Origin of the sequence: Anoxybacillus sp. MB8 (genome assembly GCF_011006755.1) — a bacterium.
Taxonomy (GTDB): Bacteria; Bacillota; Bacilli; order Bacillales; family Anoxybacillaceae; genus Anoxybacillus; species Anoxybacillus gonensis.
The window spans coordinates 43,898-58,442 of sequence record NZ_RXXX01000011.1 but is presented as its reverse complement, the minus strand read 5'-3'; the positions used below and the strand labels follow the sequence as shown (position 1 = coordinate 58,442).

Below are 14,545 nucleotides of genomic sequence, written 5' to 3'. Positions count from 1 at the left end.
ACCATACAGGAAAATTCGCATTTTTTGTACCCTCTAATTTCTCTATGCACACCGATCTTAAATCATCAAGTACAACTTGTGGTGAAGAGCCTTTTTATTTAAATATTTGTATAATTATGTAAAATCATATTTGATAAGGGGGAACTAAAGTGGAACTAATTCCTGAGTCCACTAATTTAATGGATTATCTGGAAGAACTGGATATTGTAAATTTTTCCCATCATTTAATTCAGAAAAAAATGAATGAATTGTTTCATGAAGGACAGTCAGAAATGGAAAAGGCTAAAATAGCATTTGAATTTGTAAGAGATGAGATTTCTCATTCGTGGGATATACAAAGCACAAGAGTTACATGTAAAGCTTCTGAGGTTCTTTACTATAAAGAAGGAATTTGTTATGCAAAATCAAATTTATTAGCTGCACTACTACGTTCGCAGGGGATACCAACTGGTTTTTGTTATCAACGATTGATGTTGTTTGATACGCCAGAAAAAGGTTATTGTATTCATGCTCTAAATGCAATTTTTCTGAAAACACTTAATAAATGGATTCGATTAGATGCACGTGGTAATAAAAAGGGAATTGATGCTCAATTTTCAATTGACGAAGAAAAGTTAGCTTTTACTCCTCAAAAAGAATTTGATGAAAGAGATTACCCAATAATTTATGCGAAGCCACATCCAAAAACAATTGCTGTTTTAGAAGAACATACAGATGCATTAGAAATGTATAAAAATCATTTGCCAGAATATTTATAGTTGTTTAAGCTAAAGGTGGCGATAGTTGAACAAGGCATACAAAAAAGACCGATTTATTTCGGTCTTTTTCTGTGGTATAAAAATCAACACTGAAATTTAACAAAGCCGAAGATTTAAAAAACGTGATAGGTAAAATTTATCTTTCGAAAACTTTTTATTCTTTTCTTATTTAAACTATCCCGAAAATTAGTATTTTCATCATTTGCTGGTGCCGTAAGCACGACATGGAGGTCTATCCTGAAAATTTCTCTTTCCAGTATTTTAATAAGGTTATGTAACATAGTTGAACATTCCATTAATTTTACGAACGGTTGGCAATAGTTGAGTGACAAAAAGAAAACGTTTGGTTTTTAAAAAATTATCCAAGCGTCTTTGCTTAGTGTGTGTTCAATCTTATGCTAAATGGTCAATGAAATGATGATTGTTTTATGTTGTTATTTGAGATTTTGTACTTCAAAATCTTTTAGTTAATTATCTCAGTGCAGAAAAATTTATGAATTTTAATAATGCAGAAAAAAGGCAAGAAAAAATTATTGACCAAAAATGAGATAATTTATATAATATCTGCAAACAGCACGAAGGTTCGAGTCGTATTCGGTAATAATGAACCAAAAAATGAGGAAATGAAAGAACCCCTTGTTGCATCTGGGTTTGCTTTAATTGAGAGGAATGCACGGTTTCATAATCGACTCAAAATCGTGTGGGGTAGCCCCCCGTGTGGGTTCGACTCCCACCATCGGCACTGAATATTGAGGATTCCTGTTGTTTGCAGGAATCCTTTTTTTATTTCCTCTCGCATCCTTTTTGTTCTCCTAAACGATCAACAGACTTTCTTTTTTTATACGAAAATTTTCGTGAAAGAAGTGTCCGTTTTTTGTGTTTTATTATATTTTTTCGTTTAAAGTAAAAAGATTTTATTGACTGAATCATCGTTTCTTATTATGATTAAGTTACGAAACAAATGAAAGAAAGCGCTTTTTTAATTTGTTGTTTACGAAAAATTTCGCAGGAGGTTCGAAATATGTTTCAGTTTCCGAAAGATTTCATCTGGGGAGCTGCGACTTCGTCATATCAGATCGAAGGAACAGCGACTGGGGAAGATAAAATTTACTCGATTTGGGATCACTTTTCTCGCATTCCTGGTAAAGTAGCAAATGGTGATAACGGTGATATCGCAATTGACCATTACAATCGTTATGTTGAAGACGTCGCATTAATGAAAGCGCTTCACTTGAAGGCGTATCGTTTTTCGACTAGTTGGGCGAGACTGTATTGTGAAGCGCCAGGCAAGTTTAACGAAAAAGGTTTAGATTTTTATAAACGTCTTGTGCATGAATTGCTAGAGAACGATATCGAACCGATGTTGACAATTTATCATTGGGATATGCCACAAGCTCTTCAAGAGAAAGGTGGCTGGGAAAATCGTGATATTGTTCATTATTTTCAAGAATACGCCGCTTTCCTTTATGAGAACCTTGGGGATGTCGTGAAAAAATGGATTACCCATAATGAGCCATGGGTTGTGACGTATTTAGGATACGGGAACGGCGAACATGCCCCAGGTATTCAAAACTTTACATCATTTTTAAAAGCAGCACATCATGTTCTCCTCTCCCATGGGGAAGCAGTAAAAGCGTTTCGGGAAATCGGTCCGAAAGACGGAGAAATTGGAATTACGTTGAATTTGACGCCAGGATATGCGGTTGATCCGAAAGATGAAAAGGCGGTTGATGCCGCTCGAAAATGGGACGGTTTTATGAATCGTTGGTTTTTAGATCCTGTATTTAAGGGGCAATACCCAGCAGATATGTTAGAAGTGTATAAAGATTATTTACCAGACGTTTACCAAGACGGAGATTTACAAACGATTCAGCAACCGATCGACTTTTTCGGATTTAACTATTATTCAACAGCAACATTAAAAGATTGGAAAAAAGGTGAATATGAACCGATCGTATTTGACCATGTAAGCACAGGCAGACCAGTGACAGATATGAATTGGGAAGTCAATCCAAACGGTTTATTTGATTTGTTAGTGCGGTTGAAGAAAGATTACGGTGACATACCATTGTACATTACTGAAAACGGTGCTGCATACAAAGATCGCGTTAATGAAGACGGTAAGATAGAAGATGATGAGCGAGTTACTTATATACGAGAGCATTTAATCGCTTGTCACCGCGCGATTGAACAAGGAGTAAATTTAAAAGGATATTATGTATGGTCATTGTTCGATAATTTTGAGTGGGCGTTTGGCTATGATAAACGTTTCGGGATTGTGTACGTAGATTACGAAACGCTAGAGCGGATTCCGAAAAAAAGCGCGTTATGGTATAAGGAAACGATTATAAACAACGGATTGCAAGTAGACAACGACAAATAAAGGAGGTGATAGGGGAAAGGGAAAAAAGTTTTCTTTGTTGTAGCGCAACGTATCGGGGATTAGCCGCTACCACAAAGAAAACTAAAAGAATTATAACGTGAAACAAGCAAATGGGCAAATGAAAGGTGTAAACGGTGTGAACACATGTTGTAAAAAAACGAGGGGGAAAGAATGATGAAGAAACGAGCTCTCATGTTGTTGTTAGCATTTGTCTTTATGTTCGCAACTGCTTGCGGCAATCAGTCTGAAAGTACAAACGAATCAAAAGACAAGGGTTCAAATGAAAAAGTCAAGTTGAACATGTGGGTATTCGGAAGCACTGGTTATGAAAAATTAGCTGAAGAATATATGAAAAACAATCCAAATGTTGAAATTAAAATTCAGTCAACACAGTTTGACGACCATCATAACGCACTATTTACAGCATTATCAGCAGGAAGTGGTGCACCGGACATCGCGATGATTGAAGTAAACAACATTGAACGTTATCGTGAGGCGCAAGATCGTTTTTATAACTTATACGATTTTGGAGCAAAAGACATTAAGGATAAGTATTTAGATTGGAAATGGCGTATCGGTGAAAGTGCAGATGGAAACTTTTTATTCGGTCTTCCGACAGATATTGGTCCAACGGCTATGTTTTACCGCGCTGACGTATTTGAAGCAGCAGGACTTCCAACAGATCCAGCTGAAGTTGCTAAGTTAATTCCGGATTGGAATGCATATGCAGAAGTAGCTGCAACAATTAAAGAAAAAACAGGAAAACCAATTGCAGACAACGTTGAGCTTGTGTACAACGCATTACGTGATCAAGCACCTGTGCAATATTTCAATGAAAAAGAAGAATTGTTAATTGAAAAAGAACCGTATATTAAACAAGCGTACGACTATACAGTTAGCTTAATTCAAAAAGGTTACCTTGGCAGCAACGGATTATGGACTCCTGAATGGGGTAATGCGATGGAAAAAGGAAGCTATGCAACATTACTTGCACCTGCATGGATGCAAGGAGTTGTGAAAGGAAATGCACCAAATTCAGCGGGCAAGTGGCTCATTACAAACATGCCAGGTGGAGCAGGAAACTGGGGCGGTTCTTATTTAACGATTCCAAAAGAATCAAAGCATCCGCAAGAAGCATATGACTTTATCCAATGGCTCGTAGCGCCAGAACAACAATTGAAATCGTTTAAAGATATGGGGTTATTCCCATCTGCTCCTTCTGTATATGAAGCACCTGAGTTTAAAGATTACAAAGATGAGTACTTTGGTGGAGTAAACACAGCTCAAGTATTTGCAGAAGCAGCGCAAAAAGTAAAAACAGTGTACATGGGTAAAAACTATGGACTCGTTCAAGGGGAAATCATCAAAGCGTTGACAAACGTACAAAAGAAAAAAGCTGATCCAGAAAAAGAATGGGAAGAAGCAATTAAACGTATTAAACGTCAACTTGAACGTCAATAAAACACATGAGGAAGGGATTTATTCCCTTCCCCTACTATGATTTTTGGAGGGAAATACAAATGGTATCCCATAATCATACAAATGCAACCGTCCGTCCAAAAGGATTGAGTGATAAGAAAAAAACGGCATTAGCTGGCTACTTATTCATTTCTCCGTTCTTTCTTTTATTTGCGATCTTCGGTGCTTTTCCAATGCTGTTTAGCTTTTATTTAGCCTTTCAAAAATGGAATGGATTCGGTGAAATGACATTTGTCGGAGTGAAAAACTTTTCACTTATTTTTACTGATCCATTATTTTGGAAATCGATTTATAACACGATTGTGATCGGTTTATTAGGAACAGGTCCACAGCTAATCGCCGCTTTAATTTTAGCCGTTGCTTTAAATTCAGCAATCGTCAAATTTAAAAGTGTATTTCGCGTCGCTTACTTTGTGCCAAACGTAACATCGATTGTTGCGGTGGCGATTGTTTTTACCGTTTTATTTAGTGAACAAGAAGCAGGATTAGTAAACGCTACACTTAGCTTGTTTGGAATTTCGCCAGTAAGTTGGCAAACGTCTGAATGGGGAGCGAAAATTGCGATTGCGACGATGATTTTCTGGAGATGGGTTGGATATAACTCAATTATTTTTTTAGCGGGATTGCAAAGCATTCCGAAAGATCTTTATGAGGCAGCCGAAATTGATGGAGCGAAAAAATGGCAGCAGTTTCTTTTCATCACTGTGCCGATGTTAAAGCCAATCATCGTATTCGTCGTATTTACGGCAACGATCGGATCGCTACAAATTTTTGCAGAGCCACTTATTTTCGGAAGTGGATTTAGAGAAGAAAGTATGACGATCGTGTTGTATTTATGGAGAGAAGCGTTCTCGAATAACGCGTTCGGAACAGCATCTGCGACAGCCGTCTCGCTATTTTTACTCATCATTGTATTTACGACAATTAACTTCTTTGCGTCCAATCGTTTAGATAAATCGGGCAAGTAAAAACATGGAGGTGAATGAAGATGTTACGTAAAAAAGGTTTTGTGAATAAAGTAACAATCCATGTGTTGTTAATTATTGGGGCGTTACTGTCGGTTTTTCCGCTGTACTGGATGTTTGTCATGGCAACGCAGCCGAACCATGTGATTAATAAGTTACCGCCAGCTGTTGTACCGGGAGATAAGCTAGTAGAAAACTTTCGAAACGTATTAGAAAACGTCGACTTTTTCGGGGCGATGTGGAACTCTTTTATTGTTGCTAGCTTAACGACGCTTGGGGTATTGTTTTTCAGCTCTTTAGCAGGTTTTGCATTTGCTAAGTTGCAGTTTAAAGGTCGGGAAAAGCTGTTTGCTGTCATTTTAATTACGATGATGATTCCACCGCAATTAGGGTTAATCCCGCAATACTTCATTATTACAAAGTTAGGTTGGTTAAACGATTTAAAAGCCATTATCGTTCCAGGTTTAGTGAATGCGTTCGGTATTTTTTGGATGCGTCAATATATTAAAGATGCAATTCCTGATGAATTGATTGAAGCGGCAAAAATTGATGGATGTAGCATATTCCGTGTATATTGGAATATCGTCGTTCCTTCAATTTTACCAGCTTTTGCGACGCTTGGCATTTTAACATTTATGTTCGTATGGAACGATTTCTTATGGCCGTTAACCGTGTTGAGAGATGAATCAAGCTACACGATTCAAATTGCTATTCGCGCTCTTCAAGACGCATACGTGAAAGACTATGGTATGATTTTATCAGGAACATTTTGGGCAACATTGCCTTTAGTTGTTGTATTTTTAATGTTTAATAAGTTGTTCATTTCGAGCTTGACGCAAGGATCCGTCAAACAATAGTGACATCACCGCAACTAAAGCGCATTCATTTTTAACGGGAAAATTTATGTTATAATAAAGGTAAGATTATGAAGTTAAGAAGGGATCGTATGAAAATTACCATTAAGGAAATTGCGAGATTAGCGGGTGTGTCACCAGGTACGGTATCGAAAGTGTTAAATAACTATCATGATGTCGGTGAAGAAACAAAAAAAAGAGTGCTGGAAATTATGGAGCAGACTGGATATGTGGCTGCTCGCATTCAAAAAGATACTGCTCATAAGTCGAGAGTAGTTGGCGTTATTTACGCCGGAGAAATCAATGCGGATTTCAACCACCCGTTTTTTATTGAGGTGATGAACTCTTTCAAAAAAACAATGGGAACGTTCGGTTACGATCTCCTCTTCTTTTCAAATGAACGATTTGAAGAAGGGGAGGAAGATTATTATGAGCGTGCCATGCGTTACAAAGTAGACGGAGTAATCATTATTAGCGGTGAAAAAGTGCAGCCATCTATTTATCGATTAGATATGAGCGACATTCCATGTATCGGGGTGGATATTCCGCTTGAAGGGAACCGTTCTGCGTACATTATGACAGATAACTATAAAATTTCTGCGAAAGTAGTAGAGCATTTTTACTTATGTGGCTATCGGCATATCGGCTACATTGGTGGTTTGCCAGGCGCACAAGTGACAAAAATTCGTGAACAAGGATTTCGCAACACGATGAAGGAATTTGGATTAACGATTCATGAAGAATGGTTCGTTCAAGGGGATTTCTTTATGGAAAGTGGCTATGAGGCAATGAAAAACATATTGCGCTCGTCACATTATCCTGAAGCGGTATTTGCAGCGTCAGATTTAATGGCATTTGGTGCAATGAAAGCGGTGAAGGAACACGGATTAAAAATACCTGAGGATATTGCGATCGTTGGATGTGATGATATCGACGCATGCAATTATACCGATCCACCCTTAACTTCCGTTCGTCAAGATAAAGAGAAAATCGGACGGCTCGCTGCATATATGTTAAAAGATATTATACACCGCCAATTTCAGCCGAAAGCGGTTATGGTTGAACCAGAATTAATTATTCGTGAATCTTGTGGAAGCAATCGATTGTACGGATTAATGTCTGGGAAGATGTAAGCAAGGAAAAGCCCCCTATCGTTACAAACATAGGGGGTTACTCATTTTCAACAACATGTTTTAAAATAGATAGTTTATTTTCCCAAAAACGTTCATAAAATGACAGCCATTGCTTTAATTCCGTTAACGGTTCAGGATGGAGGTGATAAATTTTTTCTCGTCCTGATTTTCGACTTTGGACTAAATTTGCTTCTGCGAGAATGTTTAAATGTTTAGTAATGGCCGTACGGCTAATTGGAAAATGCGCTGCAATCGCAGAGATCGGTAATTCTTTTTTTTCTGCCAACAAACGTAAGACATCTCTTCTTGTTTTGTCCGCAATTGCTTGAAAAACATCATGCTTTTTTGTTGGCTCCACGTATTATGCCACAACCTTTCGAAGCTTTTCTAAAATTCCTGTCCATCCGTTTGCCATACGATCACGAACAATAGATTGTTTTTCATTTGCTTTCGGAAGGATATCGTCTGCGCTTCCCCATCCTCCATGAATAAGAGTAAATTCTGTTTTGTCTCCTAAGTCTTTTAAAATGAAGGAAACGATCCATCCGTCTTTATCCCATGAAAAAGAAAGAAGATGAGGCTTCTCCACTTTTAACACTTTACATGGAGAAAGTCCAAAAGGGGTTTGTAAGTGAAACTCATGTCCTTCAATCGCCTGAAAATCATTTGGCATAAACCATGAGGCAATTCCTTCGGATGTAGAAACAATGTCCCATACTTTTTGAATGGGCGCTTCGATGATCATCGTTTGTTGGATATCTTGCACTTTTTGGCTCATCAATGATCCTCCTTGAATTATATAACCTTTTGGTTTCATTTTTATTATATGAAACCTTTAGGTGTTATGTCAAATTTCTTCATTCGTCACATATTATTGCCTAGAATGTATATGCATAAATTTTATCGGGAAAATAAATGATGTTTTTGAAAAAGTTTTGAACAGAGTATTGACTTGTCCTAGGGGAGTCGATATAATGTAAAACGTAATTACGAAACAGGGATTCCTGTTTTTATTTTTGCATCTGATTCGACAAATTTCTACTTTTTCTGCATGTGGGTGTAGTTTAGTGGTAAAACCTCAGCCACGAGCGACACATCGTCGAGTAATCAGCGAGTTGCCTCGACGCATCCATCATCGTTGAATAAGCAAGTAGAGGAAGAGGCATAGCTGAGCGTGGGAAAAGTCATAGAGAAGAAGTAAGTTGCTATGCGGGTGTAGTTTAGTGGTAAAACCTCAGCCTTCCAAGCTGATGTCGTGGGTTCGATTCCCATCACCCGCTCCATACATACGGGGACAACGCAGTGTTTCGTTTCGAAGATGAACGGGGCATTGCGTTTTTTTATTTCGCTTGCCCCGCATACATTATTTAACGAGTTGTGCATGTGCTGTACCGCCGTGAATTTGGATAAACATCTCTTTCATCGCTTGTAGCATTTGTTCGCATTGTGTTTCTGTAAATGATGGGAGAAAGTACACGATTTGAATTGCATGTGTTGTTTGTTCCGTAACCATCGTTCGCTTTGAGTCGACAATGGGACTGCCGAATGCTCCTTTGGCGTCTTTTGAGACAAGTTTTCGTTCAAAATTCGTTGTGCGATCATTGATGCCGATATATTCGTCTGCTTGTGTACCGATCGTGATCACGATATCTCCTATGAGATGATCTCGGTCATAAATACCGATTGGTAGTTTATAATATAAGGAAAAAAAGTTATTGACATCAGCTGCTGAATGAATGGATGGAATAAATGTTTGTCTCTGCACGCGTCGAAGCAAACTTTCCGATGATGGACGGTATCGGCTCGGATCTGTGCCTATTTGTTTAAATACAGACCGCCATTCTTTCACTTCCGGCCATTCAGCTAACGGGGTTTGTTCCATATCAAAATATAACAGCTCTTGAAATTGACGAAGTTTCCCTTTTAACATGCTAGGAGATGGCCCGACGACGATGTGTTCATATGTAAGCACTCCAATTTTAAAATGAGAAACATGTTGTTTAATGTTGTCACAAATGGTTAACATATCGTTCACTCCTTTTTCTTTACATTGTAACATAAACAAAGTGGAAAGGAGGGGATGGGAGATGGACGTTGAAGCACTAAAGGAAGAAATCATTCAGTATAGCCGAACGATCGGCATTGATAAAATCGGTTTTGCAAGTGCTGATCCGTTTTTTGAGTTAAAAGAAAGGTTGCGTCAGCAGCAACAACTTGGCTATCAATCAGGATTTGAAGAACCTGACATTGAAAAGCGGACAACCCCATCTTTATTGCTTCCAGAAGCACGTTCTATTATCGCTATCGCCCTTGCATATCCGTCAAAATTAAAAAATGCTCCACGAAGTACAAAAAAAGAGCGTCGGGGAATTTTTTGTCGAGCATCTTGGGGACGAGATTATCACGTCATTTTGCGCGAGCGGCTGCAAAAATTAGAGCAATTTATTTTAGAACGCGTACCAGATGCAAAAGTGAAATCAATGGTTGATACAGGGGAATTGGCGGATCGGGCGGTAGCGGAAAGGGCAGGGATCGGATGGAGTGGAAAAAATTGTTCGATTATTACACATGAATTTGGTTCGTATGTTTATTTAGGTGAAATGATCACGAATATCCCATTTCCTCCAGATACGCCAATTGAAGACGAATGTGGGACGTGCACGCGCTGCATTGATGCTTGTCCGACAGGAGCGCTTGTACAAGGCGGACAGTTGAATGCCCAGCGGTGCATTGCCTTTTTAACGCAAACGAAAACGTTTATCCCTGATGAATTCCGCGATAAAATCGGAAACCGATTGTATGGATGTGATACGTGTCAACTTGTTTGTCCGAAAAATAAAGGAAAAGACTTTCACTTTCATTCGGAGATGGAACCGGATCCAGAGGTTGTGAAGCCTTTATTAAAACCGCTTCTTCATATGACCAATCGTCAGTTTAAAGAAACATTTGGACATATATCTGGCGCATGGCGTGGAAAAAAACCGATTCAACGAAATGCGATCATTGCATTAGCCCACTATAAAGATGAAAGTGCAATTGATGATTTATTCACGTTGCTTCGAGAAGATTCACGCCCAGTCATTCGCGGAACGGCCGCGTGGGCGCTTGGAAAAATCGGAAATCGTAAAGTTGTGCCGATGCTCCAACAAGCGAAACAACGCGAACAAGATGAAGACGTTATTCGCGAAATCGAAAAAGCGTTAGCGATGCTTGAAAACGTGTAGTTGTTTTTCGTCCGTTTATGACATAACGTAATAAAAAACGAAAAAGTGGGGAACGGAATGAGAAAACAACTGCACGATCTCCTTTATGAACGCATTCGTCATTTTTTTGTGAGCGACGTGTCTGATGAAGAAATGGAACGAAAAAGAAAGTTGTTGGCGAAGCGGAATGCAAAGCTTGTGAAATGTGAAGGAAAAGGTACAATCATCGAAAAAAAGCACCTTGCTCCGTATACGTTTGTGCGTTATGTTGTTCATTTTCGTTTTTTCATTTGGCAAAGCGGATGGATGTATGTTGAGGAACAACAAGAGGTGCGCGAAGCGATATTTGAGAAACGTGAGCTTGTGAGCGATCAATTTGTTTTGCCGATCATTGAAACAGAACAAATAGAGAAAAGAAATGAACAAGACGATGGTGAACGCATCCGTTATACGTATGATCGACTAGCAGCAGTCCGGTATGCTGAAATATGGTGGAACGATTATAATCCAGCGTTTCATACATTTCCTGTTGATTGTACAAATTTTGTTTCACAATGTTTGCATGCGGGCGGCATTCCGATGATGGGCTATCCAAATAAAACAAAAGGATGGTGGACGCGCAAAAACGATTGGAGCTATACGTGGACGGTCGCACATGCGTTTCGTTGGTATTTAAGCGGATCGAAAACAGGCATTCAAGCTATTGAAAAAAAATCACCAGAACAGTTGTCTCTCGGTGATGTCATTTGTTATGATTTTCAAGGGGACGGGCGATTTGATCATACGACGATCGTCGTTGCCAAAGATAAACAAGGGATGCCGCTTGTGAATGCCCATACGACCAATAGTCGCATGCGTTATTGGTCGTATGAAGATTCCACGGCTTATACGCCAAATATTCAATATAAATTTTTTCATATTATTGATCATGCATAGGGGTGAAGAACGTGGCTTTACATGTCGTTTTATATCAACCAGAAATTCCAGCGAATACGGGCAATATTGCACGTACATGTGCAGCAACAGGAACGTCTTTACATTTAATTCGTCCACTCGGATTTTCAACAGATGACAAAATGTTGAAGCGTGCCGGATTAGATTATTGGGAATATGTAGATATTCACTATTACGATTCATTACAAGAGCTTTTTGATAAATATAAAGAAGGGGAATTTTTCTTTATTACAAAGTTTGGTCAAACATATTACACATCGTTTGACTATAGTGATCAAACGAAAGATTACTTTTTCGTTTTCGGTCGCGAGACGAGCGGCTTGCCAAAAGACTTAATCGAAAACAATATGGAACGTTGTTTACGCATTCCGATGAATGAATACGTTCGCTCACTCAATTTATCGAACACAGCGGCCATTCTCGTGTACGAGGCGTTAAGACAACAAAACTTTCCAAATGTATTTTAAGCGACTTTCGAATGAAAGTCGCTTAATTTTTTACTTCCGGCTTATCGTTATATCCTGCTGTAAAAATCGCAGCCAAGAAGGCGAAAATAACGCCAAGAACAAGAAGCGTTTTCATATGAAATCTCCTCCCTTATGAAGTGACAATAAAATGTCCACGCTTTCATTATAGCTTAATTGTACATTGAGATGAAAGTCATACTTTCACGAATGATTACGGACATCCTTGCATACATATGGTATTAATCATGACGCTAGACATCAAAGGTGGAGGAGGTCCGTGTATGGACATTTTGAAAAAAATACAAAAATATAGAGAAGAAGAACAAAAATTGAAGTGGGAAGGGACATTTGCGGAGTACTTGGAAATCGTAAAAGAAAAGCCGTGGGTAGCTCAGTCTGCTCATTCTCGCGTTTACAATATGATTAAAGATGCAGGGATAGAAGAAATAGATGGAAAGAAAAAATATAACTTTTTTAGCGGGCAATTGTTTGGACTTGAGGAAGCGTTAGAGCGGCTTGTGGAAGAATATTTTCATCCAGCTGCTAAACGTTTAGATGTTCGAAAGCGCATTTTGTTGTTAATGGGACCGGTAAGCGGCGGAAAATCAACGCTTGTGACGATGTTAAAGCGAGGGCTTGAGGCGTATTCATATACGGATCGTGGCGCCGTATATGCCATTAAAGGATGTCCGATGCATGAAGATCCGCTTCATTTAATTCCGCACAACTTGCGCGATGAGTTTTATAAAGAGTATGGCATTCGTATCGAAGGAAATTTGTCGCCATTAAATATGATGCGGCTTGAAAAAGAATATGGTGGGCGCATTGAAGATGTGATGGTCGAACGCATCTTTTTCTCAGAAGATAAGCGCGTTGGAATTGGGACGTTTAGCCCATCCGATCCGAAGTCGCAAGACATTGCTGATTTAACCGGAAGCATTGATTTTTCTACGATTGCTCAATATGGGTCAGAATCGGATCCGCGCGCATATCGCTTTGATGGGGAGTTAAACAAAGCAAATCGCGGCATTATGGAATTTCAAGAAATGTTAAAGTGCGATGAAAAGTTTTTATGGCATTTGCTTTCTTTAACGCAAGAAGGAAACTTTAAAGCAGGACGTTTTGCGCTTATTAGTGCCGATGAATTAATTGTTGCTCACACGAACGAAACAGAGTATCGTTCATTTATTGCGAATAAAAAGAACGAGGCGCTTCATTCGCGCATTATCGTTATGCCAATTCCATATAACTTAAAAGTGTCAGAAGAAGAACGTATTTATGAAAAAATGATTCGTGAAAGTGATGTGGCCGACGTGCATATTGCCCCACATACGTTACGGGTAGCCGCGATGTTTACAATTTTAACGCGTTTGAAAGAGCCGAAACGTGGCGATATTGACCTTGTGAAAAAAATGCGCTTGTATGACGGCGAGCTTGTCGAAGGATTTAATGAAGTCGATGTAGAGGAATTGAAAAAAGAACATCCAGACGAAGGAATGAGCGGTATTGATCCACGCTATGTCATTAATCGCATTTCGTCTTGTATTATTCGAAAAGAAGTGCCGTCCATTAATGCGTTAGATGTATTACGAGCATTGAAGGAAGGATTAGAGCATCACCCGTCTATTTCAAAAGAAGATCGGGAACGTTATTTAAATTTCATTTCGATTGCACGAAAAGAATATGACGAAATTGCAAAGCGTGAAGTGCAAAAAGCGTTCGTTTACTCGTATGAAGAATCGGCGAAAACGTTAATGGACAATTATTTAGATAATGTGGAAGCATACTGCAACAAAGCAAAAATTCGCGATCCGCTAACGGGAGAAGAAATGAATCCAGATGAAAAGTTAATGCGATCGATTGAAGAGCAAATTGGCATTTCGGAAAATGCGAAAAAAGCGTTCCGTGAAGAAATTTTAATTCGTATTTCGGCATATGCGCGCAAAGGTCAGCGTTTTGATTATAATTCACACGAACGGTTGCGCGAAGCGATTCAGAAAAAGCTATTTGCCGATTTAAAAGACATCGTCAAAATTACGACATCAACAAAAACACCGGATGAACAACAACTAAAGAAAATTAATGAAGTTGTCGCTCGTTTAATTGACGAGTACGGTTATAATTCCACTTCGGCAAATGAGCTGCTTCGTTATGTCGGAAGTTTATTAAACAGATAAGCATGCCGCACTTGGCATGCTTTGTTTTATCATCTTAGAAAACAGGCTTGTCCAATGGAAAAGGATTCGAGCAATTTTCGAAATCATTTGTCAATTTTTTTCGATCGCTGCATAGGATAAAGTAACCAACCATTCATTCATTATTTTTCAAAGCCAACATAGTGTATGCGAG

13 protein-coding genes and 1 tRNA gene are annotated in these 14,545 nt (G+C 38.8%); 11 read left to right on the top strand and 3 right to left on the bottom strand.

The genetic code is table 11. The features are described 5' to 3' along the window. Nucleotides 1–149: 149 nt before the first annotated feature. The 6 genes from EKC99_RS06200 (at nt 150) to EKC99_RS06175 (ending at nt 7,572) form a co-directional block, all read left to right on the top strand. The gene (locus EKC99_RS06200; protein ID WP_021095682.1) at nt 150–758 is read left to right on the top strand and encodes a transglutaminase-like domain-containing protein; all 609 of its coding nucleotides are present in this window, start codon (nt 150–152) and stop codon (nt 756–758) included. A gap of 1,021 nt (nt 759–1,779) precedes the next feature. Next, nucleotides 1,780–3,141, top strand: a complete 1,362-nt coding sequence (locus EKC99_RS06195) for a GH1 family beta-glucosidase (RefSeq protein WP_163151028.1) — start codon at nt 1,780–1,782, stop codon at nt 3,139–3,141. Between the two features lie 171 nt (nt 3,142–3,312). Next, nucleotides 3,313–4,602: an ABC transporter substrate-binding protein gene (locus tag EKC99_RS06190; protein ID WP_163151026.1), complete on the top strand. Its 1,290-nt coding sequence runs from the start codon at nt 3,313–3,315 to the stop codon at nt 4,600–4,602. A 59-nt stretch (nt 4,603–4,661) separates the two neighbouring features. Continuing rightward, nucleotides 4,662–5,588 carry a carbohydrate ABC transporter permease gene (locus EKC99_RS06185; RefSeq protein WP_163151024.1) on the top strand — a complete coding sequence of 309 codons (927 nt, stop codon included), beginning with the start codon at nt 4,662–4,664 and terminating at the stop codon, nt 5,586–5,588. Nucleotides 5,589–5,602: 14 nt separating this feature from the next. After that, nucleotides 5,603–6,442 carry a carbohydrate ABC transporter permease gene (locus EKC99_RS06180; protein WP_039938763.1) on the top strand — a complete coding sequence of 280 codons (840 nt, stop codon included), beginning with the start codon at nt 5,603–5,605 and terminating at the stop codon, nt 6,440–6,442. Between the two features lie 68 nt (nt 6,443–6,510). Then, on the top strand, nt 6,511–7,572 hold the full coding sequence (locus EKC99_RS06175; protein ID WP_163151022.1) for a LacI family DNA-binding transcriptional regulator: 1,062 nt from the start codon (nt 6,511–6,513) through the stop codon (nt 7,570–7,572). A gap of 37 nt (nt 7,573–7,609) precedes the next feature. On the opposite strand, the gene EKC99_RS06170 is transcribed toward EKC99_RS06175, so the two are convergent. After that, nucleotides 7,610–7,930, bottom strand: a complete 321-nt coding sequence (locus EKC99_RS06170; protein WP_035047942.1) for an ArsR/SmtB family transcription factor — start codon at nt 7,928–7,930, stop codon at nt 7,610–7,612. Between the two features lie 3 nt (nt 7,931–7,933). Further along, a complete protein-coding gene (locus EKC99_RS06165) occupies nt 7,934–8,350 on the bottom strand; it encodes an SRPBCC family protein (RefSeq protein WP_163151020.1) in 417 nt (138 codons plus the stop codon). Between the two features lie 431 nt (nt 8,351–8,781). Here EKC99_RS06165 and EKC99_RS06160 point away from each other — a divergent pair. Next, nucleotides 8,782–8,855: transfer RNA gene (locus EKC99_RS06160), tRNA-Gly, on the top strand. Nucleotides 8,856–8,935: 80 nt separating this feature from the next. Here the strand turns inward: EKC99_RS06160 and EKC99_RS06155 are convergent. Continuing rightward, nucleotides 8,936–9,598: a B3/B4 domain-containing protein gene (locus tag EKC99_RS06155; protein WP_205597798.1), complete on the bottom strand. Its 663-nt coding sequence runs from the start codon at nt 9,596–9,598 to the stop codon at nt 8,936–8,938. A 61-nt stretch (nt 9,599–9,659) separates the two neighbouring features. Between EKC99_RS06155 and queG the strand changes: the two genes are divergently transcribed. The 4 genes from queG to EKC99_RS06135 all read left to right on the top strand — a co-directional run bounded on the left by queG (nt 9,660) and on the right by EKC99_RS06135 (nt 14,373). Next, nucleotides 9,660–10,796, top strand: a complete 1,137-nt coding sequence (gene queG, locus EKC99_RS06150; RefSeq protein ID WP_021095673.1) for a tRNA epoxyqueuosine(34) reductase QueG — start codon at nt 9,660–9,662, stop codon at nt 10,794–10,796. A gap of 57 nt (nt 10,797–10,853) precedes the next feature. Beyond that, on the top strand, nt 10,854–11,711 hold the full coding sequence (locus EKC99_RS06145) for an amidase domain-containing protein (RefSeq protein ID WP_075039669.1): 858 nt from the start codon (nt 10,854–10,856) through the stop codon (nt 11,709–11,711). An 11-nt stretch (nt 11,712–11,722) separates the two neighbouring features. Continuing rightward, nucleotides 11,723–12,196, top strand: coding sequence for a tRNA (uridine(34)/cytosine(34)/5-carboxymethylaminomethyluridine(34)-2'-O)-methyltransferase TrmL (trmL, locus tag EKC99_RS06140; RefSeq protein WP_009373579.1), 474 nt, complete (start codon nt 11,723–11,725; stop codon nt 12,194–12,196). A gap of 281 nt (nt 12,197–12,477) precedes the next feature. Then, nucleotides 12,478–14,373: a PrkA family serine protein kinase gene (locus EKC99_RS06135; RefSeq protein ID WP_075039668.1), complete on the top strand. Its 1,896-nt coding sequence runs from the start codon at nt 12,478–12,480 to the stop codon at nt 14,371–14,373. The last annotated feature ends 172 nt before the right edge of the window (nt 14,374–14,545 follow it).